The sequence below is a fragment of the Micromonospora sp. NPDC048930 genome, from assembly GCF_043197935.1.
Classification (GTDB): Bacteria; Actinomycetota; Actinomycetes; order Mycobacteriales; family Micromonosporaceae; genus Micromonospora.
The window spans coordinates 165,022-189,038 of sequence record NZ_JBICUB010000009.1 but is presented as its reverse complement, the minus strand read 5'-3'; the positions used below and the strand labels follow the sequence as shown (position 1 = coordinate 189,038).

Annotated in this window: 26 protein-coding genes; 15 read left to right on the top strand and 11 right to left on the bottom strand. The window is 72.4% G+C overall.

Annotated features, from left to right (window positions below; genetic code table 11):
- The first annotated feature begins 86 nt into the window (after positions 1 to 86).
- Together ACGFI9_RS23925 and ACGFI9_RS23920 are read left to right on the top strand one after the other, a co-directional pair.
- On the top strand, positions 87 to 311 hold the full coding sequence (locus ACGFI9_RS23925) for a hypothetical protein (protein ID WP_393181085.1): 225 nt from the start codon (positions 87 to 89) through the stop codon (positions 309 to 311).
- Between the two features lie 35 nt (positions 312 to 346).
- Entirely contained in the window at positions 347 to 559 is a 213-nt protein-coding gene (locus ACGFI9_RS23920) for a hypothetical protein (RefSeq protein ID WP_393181083.1), read from the top strand.
- A gap of 51 nt (positions 560 to 610) precedes the next feature.
- On the opposite strand, the gene ACGFI9_RS23915 is transcribed toward ACGFI9_RS23920, so the two are convergent.
- The 3 genes from ACGFI9_RS23915 to ACGFI9_RS23905 are packed head-to-tail and all read right to left on the bottom strand — an operon-like array spanning position 611 to position 1,819.
- Positions 611 to 1,150 carry a DUF1360 domain-containing protein gene (locus tag ACGFI9_RS23915; RefSeq protein ID WP_393181082.1) on the bottom strand — a complete coding sequence of 180 codons (540 nt, stop codon included), beginning with the start codon at positions 1,148 to 1,150 and terminating at the stop codon, positions 611 to 613.
- Between the two features lie 31 nt (positions 1,151 to 1,181).
- Complete coding sequence (locus tag ACGFI9_RS23910; RefSeq protein ID WP_393181080.1) at positions 1,182 to 1,505, bottom strand: SRPBCC family protein; 324 nt, start codon at positions 1,503 to 1,505, stop codon at positions 1,182 to 1,184.
- Positions 1,505 to 1,819 carry a DUF6158 family protein gene (locus ACGFI9_RS23905; RefSeq protein WP_393181078.1) on the bottom strand — a complete coding sequence of 105 codons (315 nt, stop codon included), beginning with the start codon at positions 1,817 to 1,819 and terminating at the stop codon, positions 1,505 to 1,507. The genes ACGFI9_RS23910 and ACGFI9_RS23905 overlap by 1 nt, the downstream gene beginning before the upstream one ends.
- A gap of 121 nt (positions 1,820 to 1,940) precedes the next feature.
- Here ACGFI9_RS23905 and ACGFI9_RS23900 point away from each other — a divergent pair, with 121 nt between their 5' ends.
- Both ACGFI9_RS23900 and ACGFI9_RS23895 read left to right on the top strand, forming a co-directional pair.
- On the top strand, positions 1,941 to 2,360 hold the full coding sequence (locus ACGFI9_RS23900) for a hypothetical protein (protein ID WP_393181076.1): 420 nt from the start codon (positions 1,941 to 1,943) through the stop codon (positions 2,358 to 2,360).
- Positions 2,361 to 2,386: 26 nt separating this feature from the next.
- Entirely contained in the window at positions 2,387 to 2,716 is a 330-nt protein-coding gene (locus tag ACGFI9_RS23895; protein WP_393181075.1) for a DUF3817 domain-containing protein, read from the top strand.
- 1 nt (position 2,717) lies between these two features.
- Here ACGFI9_RS23895 and ACGFI9_RS23890 read toward each other — a convergent pair whose 3' ends face one another.
- Positions 2,718 to 3,239, bottom strand: a complete 522-nt coding sequence (locus ACGFI9_RS23890; protein ID WP_393181073.1) for a DUF6232 family protein — start codon at positions 3,237 to 3,239, stop codon at positions 2,718 to 2,720.
- Between the two features lie 502 nt (positions 3,240 to 3,741).
- Between ACGFI9_RS23890 and ACGFI9_RS23885 the strand changes: the two genes are divergently transcribed.
- Positions 3,742 to 4,704: an NlpC/P60 family protein gene (locus tag ACGFI9_RS23885; RefSeq protein ID WP_393181071.1), complete on the top strand. Its 963-nt coding sequence runs from the start codon at positions 3,742 to 3,744 to the stop codon at positions 4,702 to 4,704.
- Positions 4,705 to 4,776: 72 nt separating this feature from the next.
- Here the strand turns inward: ACGFI9_RS23885 and ACGFI9_RS23880 are convergent, their stop codons facing one another.
- From ACGFI9_RS23880 to ACGFI9_RS23870, 3 genes are all read right to left on the bottom strand, one after another.
- Positions 4,777 to 5,766 (bottom strand): RNA polymerase sigma factor RpoD/SigA, encoded by a 990-nt coding sequence (locus tag ACGFI9_RS23880; RefSeq protein ID WP_393181260.1) that lies wholly within the window; start codon positions 5,764 to 5,766, stop codon positions 4,777 to 4,779.
- A 489-nt stretch (positions 5,767 to 6,255) separates the two neighbouring features.
- The gene (gene murQ, locus ACGFI9_RS23875) at positions 6,256 to 7,203 is read right to left on the bottom strand and encodes an N-acetylmuramic acid 6-phosphate etherase (RefSeq protein WP_393181069.1); all 948 of its coding nucleotides are present in this window, start codon (positions 7,201 to 7,203) and stop codon (positions 6,256 to 6,258) included.
- Positions 7,200 to 8,114 carry a MurR/RpiR family transcriptional regulator gene (locus tag ACGFI9_RS23870; RefSeq protein ID WP_393181067.1) on the bottom strand — a complete coding sequence of 305 codons (915 nt, stop codon included), beginning with the start codon at positions 8,112 to 8,114 and terminating at the stop codon, positions 7,200 to 7,202. Before ACGFI9_RS23870 ends, murQ begins: the two co-directional genes overlap by 4 nt.
- Before the next feature lie 309 nt (positions 8,115 to 8,423).
- Here ACGFI9_RS23870 and ACGFI9_RS23865 point away from each other — a divergent pair, with 309 nt between their 5' ends.
- Entirely contained in the window at positions 8,424 to 9,167 is a 744-nt protein-coding gene (locus ACGFI9_RS23865) for an SDR family NAD(P)-dependent oxidoreductase (RefSeq protein WP_393181065.1), read from the top strand.
- Here the strand turns inward: ACGFI9_RS23865 and ACGFI9_RS23860 are convergent.
- Positions 9,152 to 9,871, bottom strand: a complete 720-nt coding sequence (locus ACGFI9_RS23860) for a thymidylate kinase (protein WP_393181063.1) — start codon at positions 9,869 to 9,871, stop codon at positions 9,152 to 9,154. The genes ACGFI9_RS23865 and ACGFI9_RS23860 overlap by 16 nt on opposite strands.
- 153 nt (positions 9,872 to 10,024) lie before the next feature.
- Here ACGFI9_RS23860 and ACGFI9_RS23855 point away from each other — a divergent pair, with 153 nt between their 5' ends.
- Genes ACGFI9_RS23855 through ACGFI9_RS23840 form a run of 4 tightly spaced genes read left to right on the top strand, consistent with a single transcriptional unit; the run spans position 10,025 to position 11,797 of the window.
- A complete protein-coding gene (locus ACGFI9_RS23855) occupies positions 10,025 to 10,606 on the top strand; it encodes a nucleotidyltransferase (RefSeq protein WP_393181061.1) in 582 nt (193 codons plus the stop codon).
- 56 nt (positions 10,607 to 10,662) lie between these two features.
- Positions 10,663 to 10,872: a hypothetical protein gene (locus ACGFI9_RS23850; RefSeq protein ID WP_393181258.1), complete on the top strand. Its 210-nt coding sequence runs from the start codon at positions 10,663 to 10,665 to the stop codon at positions 10,870 to 10,872.
- A 13-nt stretch (positions 10,873 to 10,885) separates the two neighbouring features.
- A complete protein-coding gene (locus ACGFI9_RS23845) occupies positions 10,886 to 11,614 on the top strand; it encodes a metallophosphoesterase (RefSeq protein WP_393181059.1) in 729 nt (242 codons plus the stop codon).
- A 39-nt stretch (positions 11,615 to 11,653) separates the two neighbouring features.
- Positions 11,654 to 11,797, top strand: a complete 144-nt coding sequence (locus ACGFI9_RS23840; RefSeq protein ID WP_233601029.1) for a GPGG-motif small membrane protein — start codon at positions 11,654 to 11,656, stop codon at positions 11,795 to 11,797.
- A 101-nt stretch (positions 11,798 to 11,898) separates the two neighbouring features.
- Here ACGFI9_RS23840 and ACGFI9_RS23835 read toward each other — a convergent pair whose 3' ends face one another.
- A complete protein-coding gene (locus tag ACGFI9_RS23835; RefSeq protein WP_393181057.1) occupies positions 11,899 to 12,675 on the bottom strand; it encodes a peptidoglycan DD-metalloendopeptidase family protein in 777 nt (258 codons plus the stop codon).
- A gap of 262 nt (positions 12,676 to 12,937) precedes the next feature.
- Between ACGFI9_RS23835 and ACGFI9_RS23830 the strand changes: the two genes are divergently transcribed.
- The 5 genes from ACGFI9_RS23830 to ACGFI9_RS23810 all read left to right on the top strand — a co-directional run bounded on the left by ACGFI9_RS23830 (position 12,938) and on the right by ACGFI9_RS23810 (position 19,239).
- Complete coding sequence (locus ACGFI9_RS23830; RefSeq protein WP_393181055.1) at positions 12,938 to 14,281, top strand: ABC transporter substrate-binding protein; 1,344 nt, start codon at positions 12,938 to 12,940, stop codon at positions 14,279 to 14,281.
- 67 nt (positions 14,282 to 14,348) lie between these two features.
- Positions 14,349 to 15,398: a carbohydrate ABC transporter permease gene (locus ACGFI9_RS23825; RefSeq protein ID WP_393181053.1), complete on the top strand. Its 1,050-nt coding sequence runs from the start codon at positions 14,349 to 14,351 to the stop codon at positions 15,396 to 15,398.
- Between the two features lies 1 nt (position 15,399).
- Positions 15,400 to 16,362 carry a carbohydrate ABC transporter permease gene (locus ACGFI9_RS23820; RefSeq protein ID WP_393181051.1) on the top strand — a complete coding sequence of 321 codons (963 nt, stop codon included), beginning with the start codon at positions 15,400 to 15,402 and terminating at the stop codon, positions 16,360 to 16,362.
- Between the two features lie 62 nt (positions 16,363 to 16,424).
- Positions 16,425 to 17,498 carry a LacI family DNA-binding transcriptional regulator gene (locus ACGFI9_RS23815; protein WP_393181049.1) on the top strand — a complete coding sequence of 358 codons (1,074 nt, stop codon included), beginning with the start codon at positions 16,425 to 16,427 and terminating at the stop codon, positions 17,496 to 17,498.
- Positions 17,499 to 17,580: 82 nt separating this feature from the next.
- Positions 17,581 to 19,239: an alpha-amylase family glycosyl hydrolase gene (locus tag ACGFI9_RS23810; protein ID WP_393181257.1), complete on the top strand. Its 1,659-nt coding sequence runs from the start codon at positions 17,581 to 17,583 to the stop codon at positions 19,237 to 19,239.
- 53 nt (positions 19,240 to 19,292) lie between these two features.
- On the opposite strand, the gene ACGFI9_RS23805 is transcribed toward ACGFI9_RS23810, so the two are convergent.
- Entirely contained in the window at positions 19,293 to 20,711 is a 1,419-nt protein-coding gene (locus ACGFI9_RS23805; RefSeq protein ID WP_393181048.1) for an MFS transporter, read from the bottom strand.
- Positions 20,712 to 20,767: 56 nt separating this feature from the next.
- Positions 20,768 to 23,989 (bottom strand): BTAD domain-containing putative transcriptional regulator, encoded by a 3,222-nt coding sequence (locus ACGFI9_RS23800; RefSeq protein WP_393181046.1) that lies wholly within the window; start codon positions 23,987 to 23,989, stop codon positions 20,768 to 20,770.
- Between the last annotated feature and the right edge of the window lie 28 nt (positions 23,990 to 24,017).

Here is a 24,017-nt window from a genome sequence, read left to right as displayed (position 1 = left end):
CCGGGTGGTGCTGTGTCCGCCGTCACGCCGCCCGTGAGCCGGGCCCGGTGACGTTTGACCGATTCCGGCCCGGGTAGCTGATCGGCGTGACCGACGACGCGCCCGTGACCGGGCAGCCGGACACCCGGCCGCTCGACGAACTGCTCGACGACATCTACCACGGCCAGGAACGGGTCACCCAGGCGGACATCTACCGCCGGGCGGTGGCCGCCGAACTGCCTCCGGAGCTGCTCACCCGGATCGCCGCGCTCCCGCAGGGCGAGTACGCGGTCGACGAGGTGGCCGAGCTGCTCGGCGGCACCGTGGCCTGAGCGGCCCGGAACGGCACGACCGAGAGGACAGTGGGATGACCGACCGCGACCAGGGGCAGCAGCACCACATCGAGGCGCTCGGTGATCCGCCGTCGGCGCCGGACCCGTACTCCGACGCCGACTTCGCCGAGGAGCACGAGGAGACCGCGGTGGACGAGGACATCATCACCGGCGAGGACGAGGGGCGACGCGAGCCGGAGGCGGCGCGCGGCTGGGCCGGCGAGAACCACGGCACGTCCCCCACCTGATCGCACGAGCGAGGGGGCCGACGCGTCGCGTCGGCCCCTCGGCACACCTGGTCACTCCCCGTGATGCCGGCCCTCGGCCGCCTGCTGGGCCACGGCGTACCCCATCTGGAGGAAGTCGGAGGCGGCCACCGCGGTCAGCGCGGTGGCGACCAGCCGGGTCAGCCGGGGCGCCAGGACCAGCCCCCCGGTGAGCCCGGTGGCGACCCAGACCGCCAGGCAGAACGGGCAGCTGACCAGCTCGCCGACGGCGTGCCGGGTGGGACTGCCCTGGTCACGGACCTGCTCCATCACCTCGCCGCTGCCGATGGGGTGGTCGTAGCGGGTGAACGGCGCGCGCAGCGGGCTGGTGATCGCGTCCTTGGACAGCAGCCGGCTGAGCTTGTGGGTCGCGATGGAGAGCAGCACCACGTCGCCCGGGGTGGGCCGCTCCGGCACCGGCCGTCCGGTCGCCTTGACCAGGCCGACCAGGGACCCGGTCACGGCCGCGTACGTGCCCATCGCCACCAGGTAGCCGCCCAGCGGCCGGTGCTCGTGCGGCGCGTACGCCTGGCGCAGGCGCGCCACCTTCTGCTTCAGACCACTGGCGGTCACCCGGCCTCCTCGATTCTCGTCGCGGACCGGCTCAGCCGGCGGTCAGGTTGTCGGCCACCTCGCGGGCGAGGCTGGCCAGAATCTCGTCGGCCATCCCGTGGTCCGTGCCGGACAGGTCCAGCCGGACCCGGGCGCCCCCGGCGTCGGCCGGTTCGACGTCGATGTCCGCCGACCAGCCGGCGGAGTCGGAGCTCCAGCGCGCCCGCATGTCCTCGTCGTCGATGATCTCCACCCGGTGCGTTCCGGCGCGCCGCAGCGCCTCGGGCAGCCAGGCCGACGACCGGTCCGGGTCGGTGGCGGTGTTGAACACCACCTCGGGCGGCGCGGACATGCCGCGCTCGGCGTGGCTGGCCATCAGGCCCCCCGCAGCCGGCTCGGGTCGACCTCGCGGCCCGGGTGCCGGGCGAGGTACTCGGTCTCCAGTTCGGCGGTGCGGCGCAGGTGGTTGGCGAGCGCGGAGTCGGTGGCGTGTCGCAGGGTGTCCAGCCGGGTCCGGTGCAGGCTGTGCATCTCCCGGATCAGGTCCTCGTCCGCCAGTTCGGCCGGGTCCACCCCGAGTTCGCCGTCGACGTCGCCGGTCACCGCGTCGGTCCGGGCGTGGTCGCCGTCCCACTCGGGCAGCCGCTGCTCCGGGCTGGCGTCGCCGGTCCGGCGTACTGATTCGGTCATCGTCGCCCCCTCGTCTCGTTCGGGCTGGCGTCTAGACGGATGCCCACCGGGGGTGCCACCAAACCCCGCGACCTACGACACCGCGTCGGAGACGGACGCGGGCCCCGGTACCCTCGATGGCATGAAGCGGCTCTGGACACCGGCGTGGATCGCCCGCCACGTGGCCATGGTCGTGCTGGTCGTGGGCTTCCTCGGGCTCGGCTGGTGGCAGGTCACCCGGGCCGCCGGCGGCAACACGCTCAGCTTCGGGTACGCGATCGAGTGGCCGGTCTTCGCCGGCTTCGTGGTCTTCGTCTGGTGGCGTGAGGTGCGGCACACGCTCCGGGGCACGCCCGAGGAGGCGGCCACCCCGGCCCCGCCGGCGGCCGCCGGCTCCGCGCCGGCGCCCGGCACCCCGGTGGTACGCCGACCGGTGCGGGTCGGCCGCGTGCCGGCCACCCCGGTGGACGGGGCGGAGGACGGCGACCTCGCCGAGTACAACCGCTACCTGTCATGGTTGAACGCCAACCCGGGCGCACGGCCCGGCGACTACCCCGGCTGACGCCGGTTTCGGAAGGACGGACGACGGTGGGCGGAGCCCTTACCCGGTACCGCGTCATCGCCTGGATCGTGGGCGTGGCGCTGGCGGTGCTGGTCCTGATCGGCATGCCGCTGAAGTACTTCTTCGACAGCCCGACCGTGGTCGCCGTGGTCGGCACGGCGCACGGCTGGCTCTACATGGTCTACCTGGCGCTCACCTTCGACCTCTCGCGGCGGGCCGACTGGCCGCTGAAGCGGATGCTGCTCGTGATGCTCGCTGGGACGGTGCCGTTCGTGTCGTTCTACGCGGAGCGCCGGGTGAGCCACTGGCTGGCCGACGGGGACCGGCCCCGGACCCCGGAACCGGTCGCCGGCTGATTCAGCGGGTCGGCCGCCACAGCGTGGCGGAGGCGACCGGGTCCTCCCAGCCGCCCAGCCGTACGCCCTCCCGGGCCCGCCGAAGGGCGCGGGTGACCTGGCCGAACTGCCGCTCGTCGTCGCTGCTGAACAGCAGCACCTCGGCGCCCCGGTACCGCCCCCACAGCTCGTACGCCGGGGGCCGCCAGCGGTTGCCGATGAGCACCAGCCCCAACGGCAGCAGCCCGACCGCGCCGAGCGTCAGGTAGGCCGCCGCGGTGAGCCGTTGCAGCCCGCCGGTGAAGCCGAGCAGCACGCCGACGGCGCCGATCAGGGCGGCGCTCACCGCGACGGCCCGCAGGGCGAGCCGGTCGTGCGGCCCGCGGGTGGTCCAGAGCTGGGTGAGTTCGGCGACCGGCCAGCTGCTCCGGCCGACCGTGAAGCGTTCGGCGGTGACCACGATGCCGGGTCGGGCGTAGAGCAGGGTCGGGTTGGCCGCCCGGGGCGACCGGGGCGGGCGGGCGGTGGAGCCATCGGTCTGCACGGCGTCCTCCCAGGGATCGCGTGCCGGGCACCCGCGCCACTGGTGACCTGCGCCTATGCCGTCTGGCGGGATTCCCGGGTCCGCGCCCCATTGTGTGGCGCAGGCGCCAGCCCGAGCCGGGCGTTTTCGCCGGCCAACGCGGCCAGACCGGGAGGGCTTCGCCGGGAAACAGAAGGCATTTACGGCTTTATCAGCATTTTGCGCTGGGAGCCCTGGCGACATCCGCCCAGAACGACGAATCGGGCCAGCCACACCAACTGCCCATCAGGCCCGGCGTCACCACCGCCGGCCGCGGAATCGGTCACGAAGCGTCACTGTCCCCAGATTCACTTTCTGGCACTTTGCCAACATTCGCCCCTGCTTCACCTCCCGGCCACTCCCGTCTCGGGTTAGGTTGTGCAGGCCGGTCCGGTCGACCGCCATCCACCGGGATGGCCCCGGGCCGGTGTCGCCGAGGCGCACTGCGGGCCCGGCGACCGTGGGAGAGAGGAGCTTTCCGCTCTTGTCGTCCTTACGAATCCTGCTGCGCGCGTTGGCGGTCGCCGGCCTCTCGGCTGCGCTGCTCGCCCCGGCGTCGGTGGCTCGGGCCGAGCCCACCCCCGCCGAGCTGACGAAGCAGATCGAGAAGTCCTCGACTGAGCTGGAGCGAATCGTCGAGTCCTACAACAAGCTCAACGAGGGGATCAAGGCCAACAAGGCCGCCGCGGCCATGTTGCAGGCCAAGATCGGCCCCTTGCAGGCGCAGGCCGAGCGGAGCCAGGCCGACGTCGGCCTGCTCGCCGTGACCGCGTACAAGACCGGCGGGATGCGGACCGCCCGGGCCCTGCTGGAGCCGGGCGGGTCGGCCACGCTGCCGGAGCGGCTGGGCGCCCTGGACCAGTTGAGCCGGCAGCGCCAGGCGACGATCAACGGGTTCACCGAGAGCCAGCGCCAGTTGATCGACCAGAAGACCAGGTTGGACGCCACCCTCGCCCGGCAGGCCGCCCAGGCGAAGCAGCTCGCCGCCGGCAAGAAGAAGATCGAGGCCGACCTCGCCAAGCTCTACCAGCTGCGGCGGCAGGCGTACGGCCGGGCGACCGAAGCGCCGACGAGGTCCACCAGCAGCGCTCCGAACATCTCCGGCTCGGCCGGTGTGGCGGTGCGGTACGCGTACGGGGCGATCGGCAAGCCGTACGTCTACGGGGCCGACGGTCCCGACGGGTACGACTGCTCCGGCCTGACCCTCGCCGCCTGGCGGGCGGCCGGGAAGTCACTGCCGCACAACGCGGCGATGCAGTGGGACGCCACGGCGCGGATCAGCCGCAGCTCGCTGCAACCCGGTGACCTCGTCTTCTACGACGGCCTCGGGCACGTCTCGCTCTACGTCGGCGGCGGCCAGATCATCGACGCGCCCAGCGCCGGCCGCAACGTCCTGAAGCGGGACATGAACATCATGCCGATCCAGGGCTACGGTCGGGTGCGCTGACCCCTCGACACGACGAACGGCCGGCGTCCCCCTATCGGACGCCGGCCGTTCGTTGTGTCAATTACTACCAGCTCAGGCCGCCTGCAGCCCCTCGGCCCGAGCCAGCTCGCGGAGCCGGCCGAGCGCCTGGATCTCCAGCTGGCGGATCCGCTCCCGGGAGAGCGAGAACCGCGAGGCGACCTCGGTCAGCGAGTGCTCCCGACCGTCCTCCAGGCCGTACCGGGCCCGCATGATGCCGGCCGAACGGTCGTCGAGGTGGTTGAGCAGACCCTCGATCCGCTGCCGCTCCAGCCCGGTGAGGACGATCTCCTCCGGCGACGGGGCGTCGCTGTCGGCGACCAGGTCACCGAGGTTGGTGTCGCCGTCGTCGCCGACCGGCGTGTCCAGCGACACGGTGTCCTGCGACCAGCGGACCAGCTCGTTGACCCGCTCGACGGTCACGCCGAGCGCCGCCGCGATCTGCTCCGGCTCCGGGTCGCTGCCCAGCTCACGGGTGAGCTGGCGGGCCACGTTCCGCATCCGGTTGACGTCCTCGACCAGGTGCACTGGCAGCCGCACCGTCCGCTCCTGCTGGGCGATCGCCCGGCTGATGGCCTGGCGGATCCACCAGGTCGCGTAGGTGGAGAACTTGTAGCCGCGCTCGTAGTCGAACTTCTCGACCGCCCGGACCAGGCCGGTGTTGCCCTCCTGGATCAGGTCCAGCATGGGCATGCCCGAGCGCACGTAGCGGCGGGCGATCGACACGACCAGTCGCAGGTTCGCGCGGATGAACAGGTCCTTCGCGCGCTCACCCTCGACGACCAGCCGCTCCAGGTCCTCCCGGTCGACGCCGGCGGGGACGCGGTCCTCGCCGAGCAGGTGCTCGGCGTAGAGGCCGGCCTCGATCGCCTTGGAGAGGTCGACCTCCTTGGCGGCGTCCAGCAGCGGCGTCCGGGAGATCTCGTGCAGGTAGACGCCGACCAGGTCCCGCTCCTCGGCGACCTCGTCGGTACGCATGCCGATGTTCTTGTCCACGATTGCCACGGTCCCCTCGCTCGCGCCGGTTGCCCGGTTCCTTGCCATCCCCACGTTCATCAGCCCTCCCCGTAACCTCCGCTGTGCCCGTAGGTGCTGACACCTACACAACAGATGAGACGCGTCGGGGATTCCATGTCGTGAGTCGAAACTGTCACGAATGCCTGAGTAGTAGCTGAGAGCCCGGTCCATGTTTGCTGTCAGGACCCCTGCTCGAGTGGCTCACGTACGCCCTGGTGGGCAGGGCTTCGGAGCAGCGGAATCAGCGTCCGCCCATGGAATCGCACCATTGCGAAATCCATGAACACAGCGACCCGCGTCACCGCGACATTGCGATCCTGGTCACTGCGAGATACGCGCCTGCGGACCGGTCGGTTCAGCCACGGGTGAGGATTACCCCACCCCTGCTTGAACAATCCGCAGCGGGAGAGCCGTCCCCGGGGACAGCGTGACCTGCGTCGCACTTCAGGCAGGCGGTACGGGTCGACGGGGCCGGGCGCGACGCCCGGCCCCGGACGGGCGGCGGGAGGACGGCGGTCAGGAGGCGAGCAGGGCCAGCGCGCCGCGTACCTGGTCGGCGGAGCGGGCCAGCGCGGCCCGGGCGGCGGAGACCTCGGCGCCGGAGACGAGCGAGACCAGGGCGGTCTTGAGGTCGCCGTCGGCCTCCTGCAGGGCGGCCCGGCAGACCTCCTCGGCGCAGCCGGTGGCCTCCATCAGGATCGAGATCATCCGGCCGCGCAGCTTCGCGTTGGTGGCCACCATGTCGATCATCAGGTTCGAGTAGACCCGGCCGAGGCGCACCATGACGGCCGTGGAGAACGTGTTGAGCACCAGCTTCTGCGCGGTGCCCGCCTTCATCCGGGTCGACCCGGTGACCACCTCGGGTCCGGTGTCCACCCCGATGAAGACGTCCACCGACGAGGCGGCCTCGGCCTCCGGATTGGCGCAGAGCAGCACGGTCGAGGCCCCCTGGGCCCGGGACGCGCCGAGCGCCCCCAGCACGTACGGGGTGCGCCCGCTGGCGGCCAGGCCGACCACCAGGTCGCCGGGGCGTACGCAGTCGGTGGCCTCGGCGGCGCCGGCGCGCTCGTCGTCCTCGGCGTCCTCCACGGCCCGCCACATCGCGTCCGGCCCTCCGGCCAGGTGGGCGCAGAACCAGTGCCGCGGCGAGTTGAAGGTCGGCGCGAGCTCGGCGGCGTCGAGGACGCCGAGCCGGCCGGAGGTGCCGGCGCCGAAGTAGTGCACCCGGTGCCCGCCGCGCAGGGCCGCCACCGCGAGGTCGACGGTCTCGGCGATCTCGTCGAGGACGGCGGCCACCGCCGCCGGCACCCGCCGGTCCGCCTCGTTGATGACGGTGAGCACGTCCCGCGTCGACATCAGGTCGAGGTCGACGCTGTGCGGGTTGCGCCGCTCGGTGGGCGCGCCCACCCGTACCGTGGGCCGCACCGGGGCCACCTCGTCCGGCTCCACCCGGCCCGCCGTCATGCCCGCCTCCGCCCGGAGCCCACCCGGTGCGACTGGACCGCCTCGGCCGTCGCCTCCAGGGCCTTCTTCGCCTTGGCCCGGCTGCGCGCGGCCACCCCGACGAAGAGGCAGTCGACCACGGTGAGCTGGGCCAGCCGGCTGGCCATCGCGCCGGAGCGGTACGTGGTCTCGCGGGCGGCGGTGGTGAGCACGTGGTCGGCCACGTCGGTGATCGGTGACCGGGGGAAGTTGGTCAGCGCCACCGTGGTGGCGCCCCGGGCCCGGGCCTGCTCCAGCACCTCGATCACGTCGGAGGTGGTGCCGGTGTGCGAGATGCCGACCGCGACGTCGCCCCGGCCGAGCAGGGCCGCCGAGGTGAGCGCGGTGTGCACGTCGGGGAAGTAGAAGGCGGTCCGGCCGATGCGGTGCAGCTTCTGCTGGAAGTCGGAGGCGACGAAGCCGCTGGCGCCGGCGCCGTAGACGTCGATCCGGCCGGCCGCGGCGATCGCCTCGACCACCTGCTCGCAGACGGCCGGGTCGAGCTGCTCGGCGGTCTCCTCGACGGCCCGCGCGTCGTTGAAGGCGATGGTCGCGATGATCTGCGCGAGGTCGGCGCCGGGCGGGATGTCGCCGCCGACCACCCGGGCGTCCGGCGGCTCGACCCGGCGGGCGGCCTCGGCGGCGAGCCGGATCCGCAGCTGCGGGTAGCCGTCCATGCCGACCGACCGGCAGAACCGGATGACGGTGGCCTCCGAGGTCTCGGCGGCTGTGGCGAGGTCGGTGATGGTGCGCCGGGCGGCGTCCGCCGGGTCGGCGACGACCAGCCTGGCGACCCGCTGCTCGGCCGGGGACAGCGACGGGAGCAGGCCACTGATGTGGACGATCAGTCCACCGGGCTCGTGACTCGCAGAAATCTTCGGACTCTTCGCCACGGATGAAACTTACTTTCACGAGGCGAGACCGTCAACCATGACGGCGCGTATCGGGAAAAGTACCCCCTTCCGCGCGGGTCCCGCCCGGCAAGGGTCCCATTCCCGCAGCCCGGCCGCCTCCTCCGGTCTGGTCGAGTCGGCCACACCGGCCCACCAGGGAACCGGCCGTCGTCCACGCCGTACCGGCCGGACGGCCGGGCCGGGTCGCCGGACGGCCGGGCCGATCGCCCGGACCGGGACGACCGGCATCGGCCGGGCCGGATCACGCCCCGGCCACCGCCGGCCGGGGCGGGCCGCTAGCGTGTCGCCATGGCGGAGCGCACGGTGCTGGTGACCGGAGGCACGGGCGGGCTGGGCGGTGCGGTCACCGCCGCCTTCCTCAAGGCCGGCTGGCGGGTGGTCGTACCGGAACGGGAGGGCGGCGGGACGACGGCGGCGGCCTCCGGACCGGTCCGCGTCGGACGACGACTTCAACTCGGCGCGTCTGACGCCGCGCCGCGACTAGAAGCCGTCGCGGCCGACCTGCTGGAGCCTGCCGGGGCGGCGCGGGCCGTCGAGGCCGCCACCGCCGAGCCGGCGGCGCCGCTGCGCGCGGTGGTCAACCTCGTCGGCGGGTACGCCAGCGGCGGGCTGGTGCACGAGACCCCGGTCGAGGAGTTCGACCGGATGCTGCGGATCAACCTGCGCCCGACGTACCTGGTCACCCAGGCGGCGTTGCCGCACCTGGTGGCGGCCGGCGGCGGCGCGGTGGTCTGCGTCTCGGCGCGGGCGGCGGTGGCCCCCTTCCCCGGCGCGGCCGGCTACGCCACGGCCAAGGCGGCGGTGCTCGCCTTCGCCAACGCGGTGGCGGTCGAGTACCGCCCGCGCGGGGTGCGCTGCAACACCGTGCTGCCCAGCGTCATCGACACCCCCGCCAACCGGGCCGCCCAGCCGGAGGCCGACCACCGGCGCTGGGTCCCGCCGGCCGAGATCGCCGCGGTGATCCGCTTCCTGGCCTCCGACGAGTCCGCGCCGACGAGCGGCGCGAGCATCCCGGTCTACGGGCGGGCCTGAGCCGGGACCGGACCGTCCCGGCCCGCCCCGCCCGAGGGCGGGGCGGCGCCGCCGGTGACCGCCGGCGGCTCGGCGGGGAGCCACTCGGTCAGGTGGGCGCGGATCCGGCGGGACACCTCCTCGGGCGAGCCGCTCGCGTCGACCACCACGAAGTCGGCGTACTCGGGCAGGGTCCGGTAGGCGGTGGCGGCGGCGGTCAGCCACCGCATGCTCTCGTGGTCGGTGCCGCGCCGCTCGATCCGCCGATACGCCTCGGCGGGGTCGACGGTGAGCAGGAAGGTCACCTGGGGCGCGGGGAAGACCCGGTAGCCGGCCCGGGCCAGCCGCTCCCAGCGCTGCCCGCCGTGCGCCCGGATGCTGGCGTACTGGCAGGCGGCGTAGCGGTCCATCACCGCGGTCCGGCCGGTGACCAGGCAGCTCAGCAGCGCCAGCGCGATGGCGAGCCAGCGGAGCACGGACTCGACCGCGAGCAGGCCGTTCCGGCCGACGAGGCGTTGGGCGTCCGGGCGGCCAAACCGGTGGGCGAGGCGGCCGAGCCAGCGACGGCCGCCGGCGTTGCGGTGGTAGGTGGCGGCGAGGCCCGCGGCGGTGAGCGCCTCGGCGAGCCGGTGTGCCTGGGTGGTCTTGCCCGATCCGTCGATGCCGATCAGGGCGACGGCGCGCAGTCGGGCCCTGCCGCGCCGCACCCGCAGTGACCTGGCCACCTCCCCGAGGCTAGCCGACCGGCGCTTCCCCTCGGGGAGTTTGTCCACATCTGCGCCCTTCTTGCCGCGCCGCGAAGGCAACAGGTGTGGCCGAACGGTTCGCCGGGTACGCAACTTCATTCCCACCGCCACCCACGACGACGGGAGAACCAGATGGCCGAGCGCGGGGACGAGACCCTGGTGCACACCCTGAAGAAGGTCGCCGCCGTGCTCAAGCAGTCCGAGATCCCCTTCGCGCTCGGCGGCAGCTTCGCCGTCTACGCCCACGGGGGCCACTCCAGCGAGCACGACGTGGACTTCCTGATCCGGGAGCAGGACGTCGACCGGGCGCTGGAGGCGCTGGTCGAGGCCGGCTTCACCGCCGAGCGCCCGCCGGAGGACTGGCTGGTCAAGGTCTACGACGAGGGGCGGATGGTGGACCTCATCCACCGGCCGATCGAGACCCCGGTGACCGAGGAGACCTTCGCCGACACCATCGTCCGGCCGGTCGACGCGATCCACATGCCGGTGCTCTCGGCCACCCAGCTCATGGTGCACAAGCTGCTCAGCTTCTCCCAGCACTACTGCGACTTCGCCCGCGCCCTGCCGCTGGCCCGCTCCCTGCGGGAACAGATCGACTGGGAACGGGTACGGAAGGAGACGCAGCACTCGCCGTACGCCGAGGCGTTCCTGGTGCTGCTCGACCGGCTGGACGTGCTGCCCGACGGCACGTCCGGAGGAAGGGAGATCCCGTGACCGGACACCACGGCGAGGGCCCGCCCGACGAGTACGTCGAGGCGGAGATCCAGAGCATGCTGGCCGAGGACCCGTCCGTCGCCGAACAGGGCATCACCGTGGTCCGGCGCGAGCGCGGCCTGGTGCTCTACGGCGAGGTGGAGAGCCCGCACCGACGCGACGAGATCCTGCGCCGGGTGGCCGAGCGCTTCCCGGACGTGCCGGTCACCAGCGACATCGGGGTGATCCGCACGCAGGCGCCCAGCCAGGTCGAGGAGCTGCCGTGAGGGAGGTTCGCTCGTGATCCGGATCGCCGCGGTCGGTGACGTGCACCTGGACGAGGACGTGGTCGGGCGGTTCCGGCCGGCGCTGGAGGAGTTGCCCGACTGCGCGGACGTGCTGCTGCTCGCCGGCGACCTGACCCGGCACGGCACCGAGGCCGAGGCGCGGTGCGTCGCCCAGGAGTTCGGCAACCTCGGGGTGCCGGTGATCACCGTGCTCGGCAACCACGACCACCAGTGCGACCAGGTGCCGCAGGTAGTCAAGGTGCTGGAGGACGTGGGGATCACCGTGCTGGAGGGGAACGGGATCGTGCTGGAGTGCGCCGGCGGGCGGCTCGGCGTGGCCGGGGTGAAGGGCTTCGGCGGCGGCTTCGCCGGTCGCTGCGCCAGCGACTTCGGCGAGCCGGAGATGAAGTCGTTCGTCCGGACCACCAAGGACAGCGCGGACGCGCTCGGCAGGGCGCTGCGCGCGCTGGAGTGCGACCTGCTGGTCGCGCTGACCCACTACTCCCCCGTGCCGGACACGCTCGCCGGCGAACCGCTGGAGATCTACCCGTTCCTCGGCTGCTACCAGCTCGGCCAGGCGATCGACTCGGCGCCCACCGCGCTGGCCCTGCACGGGCACGCGCACCACGGGACCGAACGCGGCACCACACCGGGTGGTGTCCGGGTCCGGAACGTCGCGCACCCGGTCATCAAGCAGGCGTACAGCATCTTCCACCTCGGCGATCACCTGGACCGATCATGAGGTTTGAGGCGGAGGACGACGGGTATTGATGATCGCATGTTGAGCTTGCTGCTTTGGATTCTCGCAGTCGTACTGGTGGTCGCCGGCATCCTTGCGCTGTTCCGCCGGCAGATCCTGTGGGGCATCGTCCTCATCATCATCGGCCTGCTGGTCGGCCCGGGCGGGGTCAGCATCTTCACCTGACCCGCGTCGTACTCATCCCCCTGACCCGCCGGGGTCGTCGGGCCCGCAGCTCCGTCCTCCCAGATCGGATCAGCGGACCCGACGATCCCGGCGTTTCATGGTCAGCAGCGCGGTACGCCCGGAATGTAACCGTCGTAGCCGGTGTAGACGTACGCGTCGGAGACGTACCTCCCGGTGCCGATCCGGTCCCAGATCGAGCTGGTCCCGTACGTGCCGGTGACCGTGGTGCCGCTGGTCTGGCAGTAGATGGTGACCCTGGTGCCGTCGGCGACCGAGCCGACCGCGGTGTAGTTGGTGCCCGGGCCGGAGCGGACGGTGAGGTCGGCACCGGCGGTGTTCACCGTGCCCACCCCGTAGTTCGTGCCGGAGCAGCCGTTGTCGCTGGTGTAGGTCTTGGTGCCCCAGTAGTAGGCGAGCACGCCGTTGAACCGCACCTGGATGTCGTTGCCGCTCAGCCGCTGCTCGTAGTGCAGGTGCGGGCCGGTGGAACCGCCGGTGCTGCCCACGTACCCGATCACCTTGCCGTAGCCGACGGTCTGCCCGACCGACACGTTGAAGCCGCTCAGGTGCGCGTAGTAGGTGGTGTAGCCGTTGCCGTGGTCGATCCGGACGTACTTGCCGTAGCTGGTGCCGCCGAGGTCGGTGACCCGGTCGACCGTGCCGGGCGCGCTGGCCACCACGGGGTCGCCCAGGTCGTCGGTGCGGTTGAAGTCGATGGCGTACGGCGGGCTGTGGTCGGACCGGGTCTGGCCGGACCAGGACTGGTTGCAGGGGAACGGGACCTTGAAGGTCGGCGCCGCCATGGCCGGGGTCGCCGGCACCAGGGTCGCCGCGAGGACCGCGCCGACGGCCGCGAGGCTGAGCCACCGCTTACGCATCCACTGCCTCCTATGTTGAAAGTTTTCGATTACGTAGGGACAGCGTGACAGAAAGTTCCATCGATGGGAAGGGACATCCCGCAGGTGGCGGGAGCGGAGCGTGGGAGCGCGCCCACGGCCGGTGAGCGGGTTTCGGGATTGTTACCGGGCCGTGTCCGGCAGGGGGTGGACCGGACGGGATGCAAGCGCTTACATGTGGGAACGACCATCGGACCGGCGCGCGTTCGATTTCCCCCACGCGCCGGCAAGGAAGGAGATCGGCATGGCGTTTGCCAGATCGCGCCAGGCTCTCGCGATCGCCGGCGTACTGGGGCTGGCGCTCGGCGTCACCGCCTGCGGCACCGGCAATGACAAGAAGAGCAGCAAGGCGAGTTCGCCCGAGTGCGCCGCATACGAGAAGTACCAGGGCCACGACGGCAAGAAGGTGACGATCTACTCGTCGATCCGGGACATCGAGGCCGACCGCCTGGACCAGTCCTGGAAGCAGTTCGAGGACTGCACCGGCATCGACATCGACCACGAGGGCTCGGGCGAGTTCGAGGCCCAGATCGGCGTCCGGGTGGACGGCGGCAACGCCCCCGACCTGGCCTTCATCCCGCAGCCCGGCCTGCTGAAGCGGTTCGCCGACGCGGGCAAGCTCAAGCCGGTCGGCGCCGACACCAAGGCGCTTGCCGAGCAGAACTTCACCCCCGACTGGCTGAAGTACAGCACCGTCAACGGCACGCTCTACGGCGTGCCGCTCGGCTCCAACGTCAAGTCCTACGTGTGGTACTCGCCGAAGACCTTCAAGGAGAAGGGCTGGCAGGTCCCGCAGACCTGGGACGACATGATCAAGCTGAGCGACCAGATCGCGGCGAGCGGCACGAAGCCGTGGTGCGCCGGCATCGAGTCCGGTGACGCCACCGGCTGGCCGGCCACCGACTGGATCGAGGACGTGATGCTGCGGACGGCGGGCCCCGAGGTCTACGACCAGTGGACCACCCACGGCATCAAGTTCAACGACCCGCAGGTCGCCGCGGCGGTCGACAAGGCCGGCACCATCCTCAAGAACGAGAAGTACGTCAACGGCGGCTTCGGCGGCGTGAAGAGCATCGCCACCACCTCCTTCCAGGAGGCCGGCACGCCGATCACCAACGGCAAGTGCGCGCTGCACCGGCAGGCGTCCTTCTACGCCAACCAGTGGCCGCAGGGCACCAAGGTGGCCGAGGACGGCGACGTCTTCGCGTTCTACTTCCCGGCCATCGACCCGGCCAAGGGCAAGCCGGTGCTGGGTGCCGGCGAGTTCGTCGCGGCCTTCGCGGACCGTCCCGAGGTCCAGGCGGTGCAGACCTACCTGGCCTCCGGCGAGTACGTCAACAGCCGCGCCAAGATCGGCGACTGGCTGTCCGCGAACAAGAAGCTGGACATCAACAACGTCCCCAACCCGGTGGACAAGCTCTCCGTCCAGATCCTGCAGGACCCGAAGACCGTCTTCCGCTTCGACGGCTCGGACCTGATGCCGGCCGCGGTCGGCGCGGGCACCTTCTGGAAGGGCATGGTCGACTGGATCAACGGCAAGGACACCGCCACGGTCCTGAACGGCATCGAGAGCAGCTGGCCGAAGTGATCTGAGCCGGTGGTCCGGTCCGCGTCCGCGGGCCGGACCACCGCTCGATCCAACCCTGGGAGGGTCGATGGAGTTCGACTTCGCGGAGGAACAGCCGAAGTTCCTCATGCTGATGTACGGGCTGATCGCTTTCGTCGCGGTGGTGGGCGGTCTGCTCCTGCTCCTCGACGTGGTGCCGGCCTGGTTCGCCCGCCGTCGCGAGGCGCAGCTGGTCGCCGCCGCGACGAGCGGCGCCCCGCTGCCCCGCCGGCGAAAGCCACGGGAGGGGCTGTTCGCGCTCTTCTTCCTGCTGCCGACGCTGCTGTTCCTCGTCGTCGGGCTGGTGGTGCCGGCCATCCGCACCACGCTGCTCTCCTTCATGGACGCGGGCAGCAACGACTGGGTCGGCCTGCGCAACTACGGCTGGATGTTCTCCGAGGACTCGATCGTCCGGGTGCTGACCAACACCCTGATCTGGGTCCTGCTGGTGCCGCTGGTCGCCACCACGTTCGGCCTGATCTACGCCGTCCTGGTGGACCGGGCCCGGCTCGAGGCGCTCGCCAAGTCCCTGATCTTCTTGCCGATGGCCATCTCGTTCGTCGGCGCCAGCATCATCTGGAAGTTCGTCTACGCCTACCGGGGCGACGGGCAGGAGCAGATCGGCCTGCTCAACCAGATCGTGGTCAGCCTCGGCGGCGAGCCGAAGCAGTGGCTGCTCGAATCACCCCTGAACACCTTCCTGCTCATCGTGATCATGGTCTGGATCCAGGCCGGCTTCGCGATGGTGGTGCTGTCGGCCGCGATCAAGGCCATCCCGGCGGACATCGTCGAGGCGGCCCGGCTGGACGGGGTGAGCCCGTGGCAGATGTTCTGGCAGATCACCCTGCCGAGCATCCGGCCGGCGCTGATCGTGGTGGTGGTGACGCTCTCCATCGCCACGCTCAAGGTCTTCGACATCGTCCGGACCGCCACCAACGGCAACTACGACACCAGTGTGATCGCGAACGAGATGTACAACCAGGCGTTCCGGTACGGCCAGAACGGGCAGGGCTCCGCCCTGGCGGTCTTCCTCTTCGTACTGGTCATCCCGATCGTGATCTACCAGATCCGCAACCTGCGTCAGCAGCGGGAGGGCTGAGATGACCACCGCCACGCCCACCGTCGGAGCCGGCGTCCAGGCCGCCGCGAAGAGCACCCGGGTCGGCCGGGTCCGCAAGCGCCTGAACAGCCGGACCGCCACGCTGGTCTCGATCGTCATCGCGCTGCTCTGGACGGTCCCGACCTTCGGCCTGTTCATCTCCTCGTTCCGGCCCGAGGACCAGATCAAGACCACCGGCTGGTGGACCTTCTTCACCGACCCGCAGTTCACCCTGGAGAACTACCAGGAGGTGCTCTTCAGCAGCTCCTCGTCCTCCGGCCAGCTCGCCAGCTACTTCATCAACTCGCTGGCGATCACCATCCCGTCGGTGCTCTTCCCGACGGCGTTCGCGGCGCTGGCCGCGTACGCGCTGGCCTGGATCAACTTCAAGGGGCGGGACTGGCTCTACATCGCGATCTTCGCGTTGCAGATCGTGCCACTGCAGATGGCCCTGGTCCCGCTGCTGAAGTTCTTCTCCACCGGCGTCACCGTCGCCGGCGTCCAGGTGCTCCCGGCCTGGGACCTCGTCGACGAGCAGAAGTTCGCGCAGGTGTGGTTCGCGCACACCTGCTTCGCACTCCCGTTCGCCGTGTTCCTCCTGCACAACTTCATCTCGCAGCTGCCGTCGGACCTGATGGAGGCGGCTCGGGTCGACGGGGCCACGCACCCGAAGATCTTCCGCACCATCGTGCTGCCGCTGATCACGCCCGCCCTGGCCGCGTTCGGCATCTTCCAGTTCCTCTGGGTCTGGAACGACCTGCTGGTCGCGCTCATCTTCGCGGGCGGCGGCAACGAGACCGCCCCGCTGACCGTCCGGCTCGCCGAGATGGCCGGCACCCGGGGCAACGAGTGGCAGCGGCTGACGGCCGGCGCGTTCGTGTCGATCGTCGTACCGCTGATCGTGTTCCTGTCCCTCCAGCGCTACTTCGTGCGGGGCCTGCTCGCCGGCAGCGTCAAGGGCTGACCCGCTGCTCCGCCGCCGCCGGCCCACCGGCGGCGGCGGACGCGGGCCGGAGCGGAAACACGATGACGAAGATTGACGACGTCGCCCGGCTGGCCGGGGTCTCCACGGCCACCGTGTCGCGCGCGCTGCGCGGCCTGCCGACGGTCTCGGCCGCCACCCGGCGTCGGGTGCTGGCCGCCGCCGAGCAGCTCCAGTACGCGGTCTCGCCGAGCGCCTCCCGGTTGGCCGGCGGCAAGACCGGCACGGTGGCGGTGGTCGTCCCCCGGATCACCCGCTGGTTCTTCGCCACGGTCGTCGAGGCGGTCGAGGACCACCTCCACGAGAACGGCTACGACCTGCTGCTCTACAACCTCGGCGGGCGGGAGCAGACCCGACGGCGGGTGCTGCGTACGGCCAGCCTGCACAAGCGCGTGGACGCGATCATCCTGGTCGCCACCCCGCTGCGCCCCGCGGACGTGACCGCGCTGACCAAGCTGGACCTGCCCGGCGTGACGATCAGTTCCGGCAGCGGGGTCCCCGGTTGGCCCTGCGTCCGCATCGACGACGTGGCCGCGGGGCGCACCGCCACCCGGCACCTGCTCGACCTCGGCCACACCCGGATCGCGCACATCTCCGGGGACCCGGACGACGAGCTGGCCTTCACCACCCACCTGGACCGGCGGCGCGGCTACCAGGAGGCGCTGCGCGCGGCCGGGATCCGGCCCGACCCGAGCCTGGACGTCGAGTCCCAGTTCACGATCGACGGGGGCATCCGGGCCGCCGCCGAGCTGCTGGCCCGGGGCGAGCCGCCGACGGCCATCTTCGCGGCCTGCGACGAGATGGCGATGGGCGCGATGACCGCGCTGCGCGACGCCGGCCTGCGGGTGCCGCAGGACGTCAGCGTGATCGGGGTCGACGACCACGACCTGGCCGGGGTGCTCGGGCTGAGCACCATCGCCCAACCCGCGGCCGAGCAGGGGCAGCTCGCCGCCCGGATCCTGCTCGACCCGCTCGGCGTCCGCGCCGCCGAACCGTACGGGGGGCTGGTGCCCGCACCGCGGGGGCCCGAGGCCGACGACGACACGCCGACGCCACCGGTGATCCTGCCCACTCGTCTGGTGGTACGTGAGTCGACCGCCCCACCCCGGGCACACTGAACCGATCCGGCCGTCCGCGGGGCGGCCGGGCAACGACCGTCCGGTCACCGGGCGGCCACCGCACGACACAGGGGAGAAGGCTCTGAACACCGACGCGACACAGCAGGAAACGGCCGGGGCCCCGGCCACCGGCTGGTGGACCGAGGCCGTCATCTACCAGATCTACCCGCGCTCGTTCGCCGACTCCAACGGCGACGGGATCGGGGACCTCCCCGGCATCACCGCCCGCCTCGGCCACCTCGCCGAGCTGGGGGTCGATGCGGTCTGGCTGTCCCCGTTCTACCCGTCACCGCAGGCCGACGCCGGCTACGACGTGGCCGACTACCGGGACGTCGACCCGCTCTTCGGCACCCTCGGCGACGCCGACAAGATGATCTCCGAGGCGAAGGCGCGCGGGCTGCGGGTGATCGTCGACCTGGTGCCCAACCACACCTCCTCGGCGCACCGCTGGTTCCAGGCCGCGCTCGCCGCCGCGCCGGGCAGCCCGGAACGGCAGCGCTACGTCTTCCGCGACGGCAAGGGCCCGCAGGGCGCCGAGCCGCCGAACGACTGGCAGAGCGTGTTCGGCGGTCCCGCCTGGACCCGGCTGCCGGACGGCCAGTGGTACCTGCACCTGTTCGACCCCGGGCAGCCCGACCTCAACTGGGGCAACCCCGAGGTGCGCGCCGAGTTCCTGGACATCCTCCGGTTCTGGCTGGACCGGGGGGTCGACGGCTTCCGGGTGGACGTGGCGCACGGCCTGATCAAGCAGGCCGACCTGGCCGACTGGCAGGAGCAACCGGAGATCCTCTCCGGTGCGGAGGTCGACAAGCCACGCCCGCCCATGTGGGACCAGGACGGCGTGCACGACATCTACCGCGAGTGGCGGCGGCTGCTCGACTCGTACGACGGCGAGCGGATCCTGGTCGCCGAGGCGTGGGTCGAGCCGGCCGAGCGGCTGGCGCGCTACGTCCGGCGGGACGAGATGCACCAGGCGTTCAACTTCGAGTACCTGCTGGCCGCCTGGACCGCCCCGGCCCAGTATGCGGTGATCACCCGCTCCCTGGAGGCCACCGACTCGGTCGGCGCCCCCACCACCTGGGTGCTCTCCAACCACGACGTGGTCCGGCACGCCTCCCGGCTCGGCCTGCCGATCGGCGGCGGCCGCCCGAACGGCATCGGCATCGGCGACCCGCAGCCCGACGCCGCGCTCGGCCTGCGCCGCGCCCGGGCGGCCAGCCTGCTGATGCTCGCCCTGCCCGGCTCGGCGTACCTCTACCAGGGCGAGGAGCTGGGGCTGCCGGAGCACACGACGCTCCCCGACGAGGCCCGGCAGGACCCGACCTGGGAGCGCAGCGGCCACACCCAGCGCGGCCGGGACGGCTGCCGGGTGCCGATCCCGTGGGAGGCGGACGCCCCGTCGTACGGCTTCGGGCCGGCCGACGCGAGCTGGCTCCCCCAGCCCCCGAGCTGGGCCGAGTACGCCCTCGACCGGCAGCGCGACGTGCCCGGCTCCACGTACGAGCTGTACCGGACGGCGCTGCGGCTGCGCCGCGAGCACCGCCTGGGCCGCGGGCCGTTGCGCTGGCACACCTCCGGCGACGAGGTGCTCATCTTCAGCAACCGCGGGATCACCGTGCTGACCAACTTCGGCGCCGAGCCGGTGCCGCTGCCGGTCGGCGCGAAGGTGCTGGCGGCCAGCGCCCCGCTCGACGACGACAACGCCGTCCCCACCGACGTCACCGTCTGGTACCACGTCTGACAGGTGAGGCGGGGCTCCCGGTGCAACGCGAGGCGTTGACCGGGGGCCCTTCCCTAGAGGCGGTCGGCGCGGGTGTGCAGGAGGTCGTGGACCGACTCGATGTCCCCGGGTGAGGTGCGGGCGGCCAGCCAGTACATGAACCCGGTCGGGATGAAGAAGAGCTGGAACACGGCCAGCCCGACGGCGTAGTTCAGCGGCGGCGGGAAGGCCGCCCGCAGCCCGGCGAAGGCCACCCCGACCAGCCCGTTGCCGGCCGCCCGGCCGACCCCGTTGACCAGGTTGCCGAGGCTGTAGACGGTGCCCCGGTGCTCGGGCGGGTTGACGTCGGCGATCAGCGCGAACCAGTTGGGCGAGTTCGCCGAGGTGAGGGCGAGGGCCAGCAGGGCGGTCAGCAGGCTGAGCCCGACCGTGGGCTCGGTGACGACACTGGCCAGCACCGCGCCGACCACCGCGCCGGAGCTGCCCCCGTCCGGCACGTCGATCCGGATCGGGACCAGGAACAGGACCAGGTAGAACGGCACGGCCGCGAGGATGCCCACCGCCGCGACCAGGGCCCGGCCGCTCGGCGTACGCCGTTGCAGCGCGTCGCCGGCCAGGCCACCCACGATGGAGAAGACCCCACCGAGCTGGAACAGGGTGGCGAAGACACTGCCCACCACCACGGCGGTGGCCGCCGAGTAGCCCTGCGCCTCGGCCCGCTGGGCGAAGAGCACCGGCAACCAGACCAGCGAGCCGAACGCCGCCTGGGCGGTCAGTCCCTGGAGGATCAGCCAGCGGTTGGTCCGCCGGGCCAGGATCCGGGGCAGGTCGGCGCGGCTGATCCGGTAGTCGTAGTCGGCACCCGCGTCGAGCGCGGCGGCCAGCTCCGGCTCGCTCTGCCCACGCCGGATGTCGTACGTGAACAGGTAGGCCACGGTGGCGACCAGACCGACCACGCTGAGCACCAGGAACGGTCGCCGCCAGTCGGTGGCGCCGAGGATCCCGCCGGTCAGCGTGCCGGCGAGCGTGCCCACCCCCTGCGACAGCCCCCAGAAGCTCATCACCAGGCCCCGGCGCCGGGGCGAGATCAGGTCGGTGACCACCGAGAAGCCCACCGAGCCGACCGCGCCCAGCCCGACCGCGGCGACCAGTTGGGCCACCAGGAAGGTCGGGTACTGCTGGGCCAGCGCGCTGCCCCCGGTGCCGGCCGCCCAGATCAGGGTGCCCACCATCAGCAGGGGCTTGCGGTCGGTCCGGTCCCCCACGTACGCCCAGGCGACGGCGGCGACGGCACTGACCAGGAAGCTCACCGCGGTGACCAGCCCGAGCAGCCGCTGCGGCACGCCCAGCGCGCCGGAGATCGACCCGTACAGCGGGGGGACCAGGCCGATCGCCACGTTGTCCAGCGAGGCCAGCAGCACGAACACGACCACGCTGTAGAGCCGGTGGGCTGCTCCCCCGCCCCGGGTCGCGCGCTCGGTGCCCATGGTCATGTCTGGCACCCAACCAGGATCAGCCGCCGACCGCCAGCGCCCAACGGAGATCCGCGCTACGCCAACCGGCCGTGTTGTTCCTCCGGCGAGGTCGCGCGCCGGGCCGGCGGCGGCAACGGGAACCAGGCGGCCAACCGTGAGTCGGCGTCCCGGGCGCTGGGGTGGGCGACCCCGTGCAGCAGGTCGGCGGCCTCCCGCCAGGCGGCCAGCGCGCCGTCGTGGTCGCCCTGTTCCTCGCGGACGTCACCGAGCGTCAGCAGGGTCTTGCCCAACCACCGCTCGCCCTCGTTGCGTCCGACGCTGATCGCCGAGGTGAGCAGCTCCGCCGCCGCCGCCAGCCGCCCCGCGCGGCGACGCACGCTGGCCAGTACGGTGAGCGCCTCCACGGTGCCCGTCGCGTACCTCATCGCCTCGGCGATGGCCAGCGCCTGCTCGGCCGCCACCACGGCCTCCGCATCGCGCCCGGCCGCCAGGTGGATCCCGGCGAACCGGTACAGCGTGATCACCTCACCGTACGGGTCACGCAACTCCCGGAAGATCGACAACGTGGTGGTGAGCAGCTCGATCGCGTCGGCGAACCGGCCGGCATCGTGATAGACGCGGGCGAGCCCGTTCATCACGTCGGCCTGGCTGCTCCGGCTGTCACAGGCCGTGTAGAGATCAAGTGCCCGGCGCAGCTGCTGCTCCGCTTCCCGCAGCCGGCCGTGCTCGCGTTCGATGGCCCCGAGGTGCTGCCGGGCGCGAGCCGTGCACCACAGGCTGCCCACCCGCTCGGCCAGCACCAGGGCGCGTTCCGCCGATTCCCGCGCCTGCGGCAGGTGCCCCAGATAACCCTGCAGGTAGGTCAGCCGGTTGAGGGCATGTGCCTGGCCGCAGTCGTCGTCGAGCGCCGCGAAGAGTTCCGCCGCGGTCTCCGCACAGCGGGCGGCGTCGGGCAGCGCCCGGTACTCGTCGGCCCGGCTGCGGTAGAGCATCGCCAGCGCCGTCATGCGCCGGTCGCCGGCCCGTTCGGCCGCCGCCTCGGCGAGGGCGTTGACCGACCGCCAGGCGTCGACCGCCCCGCGCATCTCGAGGAACGGCCCGAGCACGTGCGTCAGTGCTCCGCACAGCTCGTCCAGACCCAGGTCGTACGCCTGGCGTACGCCGGCCAACAGCGATTCGCTCTCCGCCTCGTACCAGCTGACCGGATCGCTCGCCGCGGCGGACCGCACGGTCGGGTCGAGGAGCGCCGTACCGGTGATCGCCGGCTCCAGTCCCGGGAACTGCTTGTCGGGCAGGCCGCGCATCGCCGACAGCGCGTAGCCGAGCCAGGCGTTGAGCCCCGCCACCACGGCCGTCCGCCGGTCCGCCTCGTCGATCCGGGCTTCGGCCCGTTCGCGCAGCAGCAACCGGACCAGGTCATGGAACCGGTACCGGTCCTGGCCGAGGGCGTCCTGACCGGCGTACTCGACGATGCGGTGCTGCACGAGCTGGTCGATCAACGCCTCGGCGACCGCGACGGGGCGTTGCAGCACCGCCCCGGCGACCCAGGTGGGAAAGCTCGGTGCGGCCAGCAACGCCAGCAGCTGCGCGGCGGCGTCGGCGTGCGGATCCAGCCCGCGGAAGCTGAGCTCCAGGCTGGCCCTTACCTCGAGGTCGCCGTGGTGCAGTTCGTCCAGGCGGTGCTGGTCGGCCAGCCGGTCCGCCATTCTGCGCAGGGACCAGTGCGGTCGGGCGGCCAACCGGGCCCCCACGATACGGACCGCCAGCGGCAACCACCCGCACAGCTCGACCAGGCGCGCGGCGACCGCCGGCTCCGCCGCCACGCGCTCCGCGCCCACCGTCGCCCGCAGCAGCGCCAACGCGTCCGCGTCGGGCAGCACATCGAGGTCCAGGTGGTGGACCCCGGCCACGTCCGCCAGGTCGGAGCGGCTGGTGACGAGCACCGCGCAGCCCGACCCGCCCGGCACCAGCGGGCGGACCTGTGCCGCGCTCGCCGCCTCGTCGAGCACGACCAGCACCCGGCGCTCCGCGGTGACGGAGCGGTAGAGCAGGATCCGTTCCTCAAGATCGTCGGGGATCGCGGCGCGGTGTGTGCCCAACGCGACGAGCGCACGCCCCAGCACGTCGGCCGGCTGCTGCGGCCGGTCCTGCGTCCCGTGCAGGTCGACGTAGAGCTGGCCGTCGGGAAAGTCGCTCCGCAGCAGGTGGGCGACGTGGACGGCCAGTGCGCTCTTGCCGACCCCCGGCTTGCCGCTGACGACGGCGACCGGGACCGCGGTAGCGGTGGCCGCCGCCGAGGTCAGCCGGCGACGCAGCTCGTCGACCTCGGTGCCACGCCCGGTGAAGTCGGCGAGGTCGGCCGGCAACTGGGCCGGACGCGCAACCGGCGGGGGCGGCGGCCCGGGATCCTGGTCCGGCACGGGCGCCGGCTCCGGGCCGGTCTCGGGCCGGGACGGCGGCGCCGGCTGACCGGCGTCGGCCCGGGGACGCGTACCGGCCAGGATCGCGCGCTCCAGCTGCCGCAACTCCGTGCCGGGCTCGATGCCGAGCTCGTCGGCCATCCGCCGGCGGCCGTCGCGGTAGACCTCCAGGGCCTCGGCGGTACGCCCCACGGCGTCCAACGCGATCATCAGCTGCCCCCGCAGCCGCTCCCGCAGCGGGTGCTCCTCGACCAGCCGGGTCAGCTCCGGCACCAACGCCGCGTGCCGGCCGAGGGTGAGTTCGAGGTCGATCACCCGCACCAGGATCGCGAGCCGCAGTTCGGCCAGCCGGTGGGCCTCCGCGGTGGCGAACGGCGCCGGGACGTCGGCCAGCGCGGGCCCGCGCCAGAGCGCCAGGGCGGCACGCAGCGCCACGGCCCGGGGCTGCGGGGCCAGGTCCTCCCGCTCCGCCTCGCGCACCAGCCGCTCGACCCGTGCCACGTCGAGCTGGCCATCACCGACCCGCAACAGATAGCCGGGACTCCGGGTGACCAGCAACCGGTCCACGCCCGGCCGGCCGTTGTCGCCGAGCTGGCGGCGCAGCGCCGACACCACGGTCAGCACCTGCTCCCGGGCCGTCGCCGGCGGACGCTCCGGCCAGAGCCCGTCGATGAGCTCGTCGACCGAGACCACCCGGTTGCGCCGCAGCAGCAGCGCGGCCAGGACGATCCGCTGGCGGGCCCCCGGCAGGGGGACCGGGCCGGACCGCCCCCGCACCTCGAGGGGACCGAGAATGTTGAACACGACCGGTGGCTCGGCGGCTTCGTCGCCGGGCCCGACCGCCGCGCGTCCCGTCCGGCCGAGGCTCGTCACCACGAGCCGGCTCCGCGTCGAAGGCGGTCCC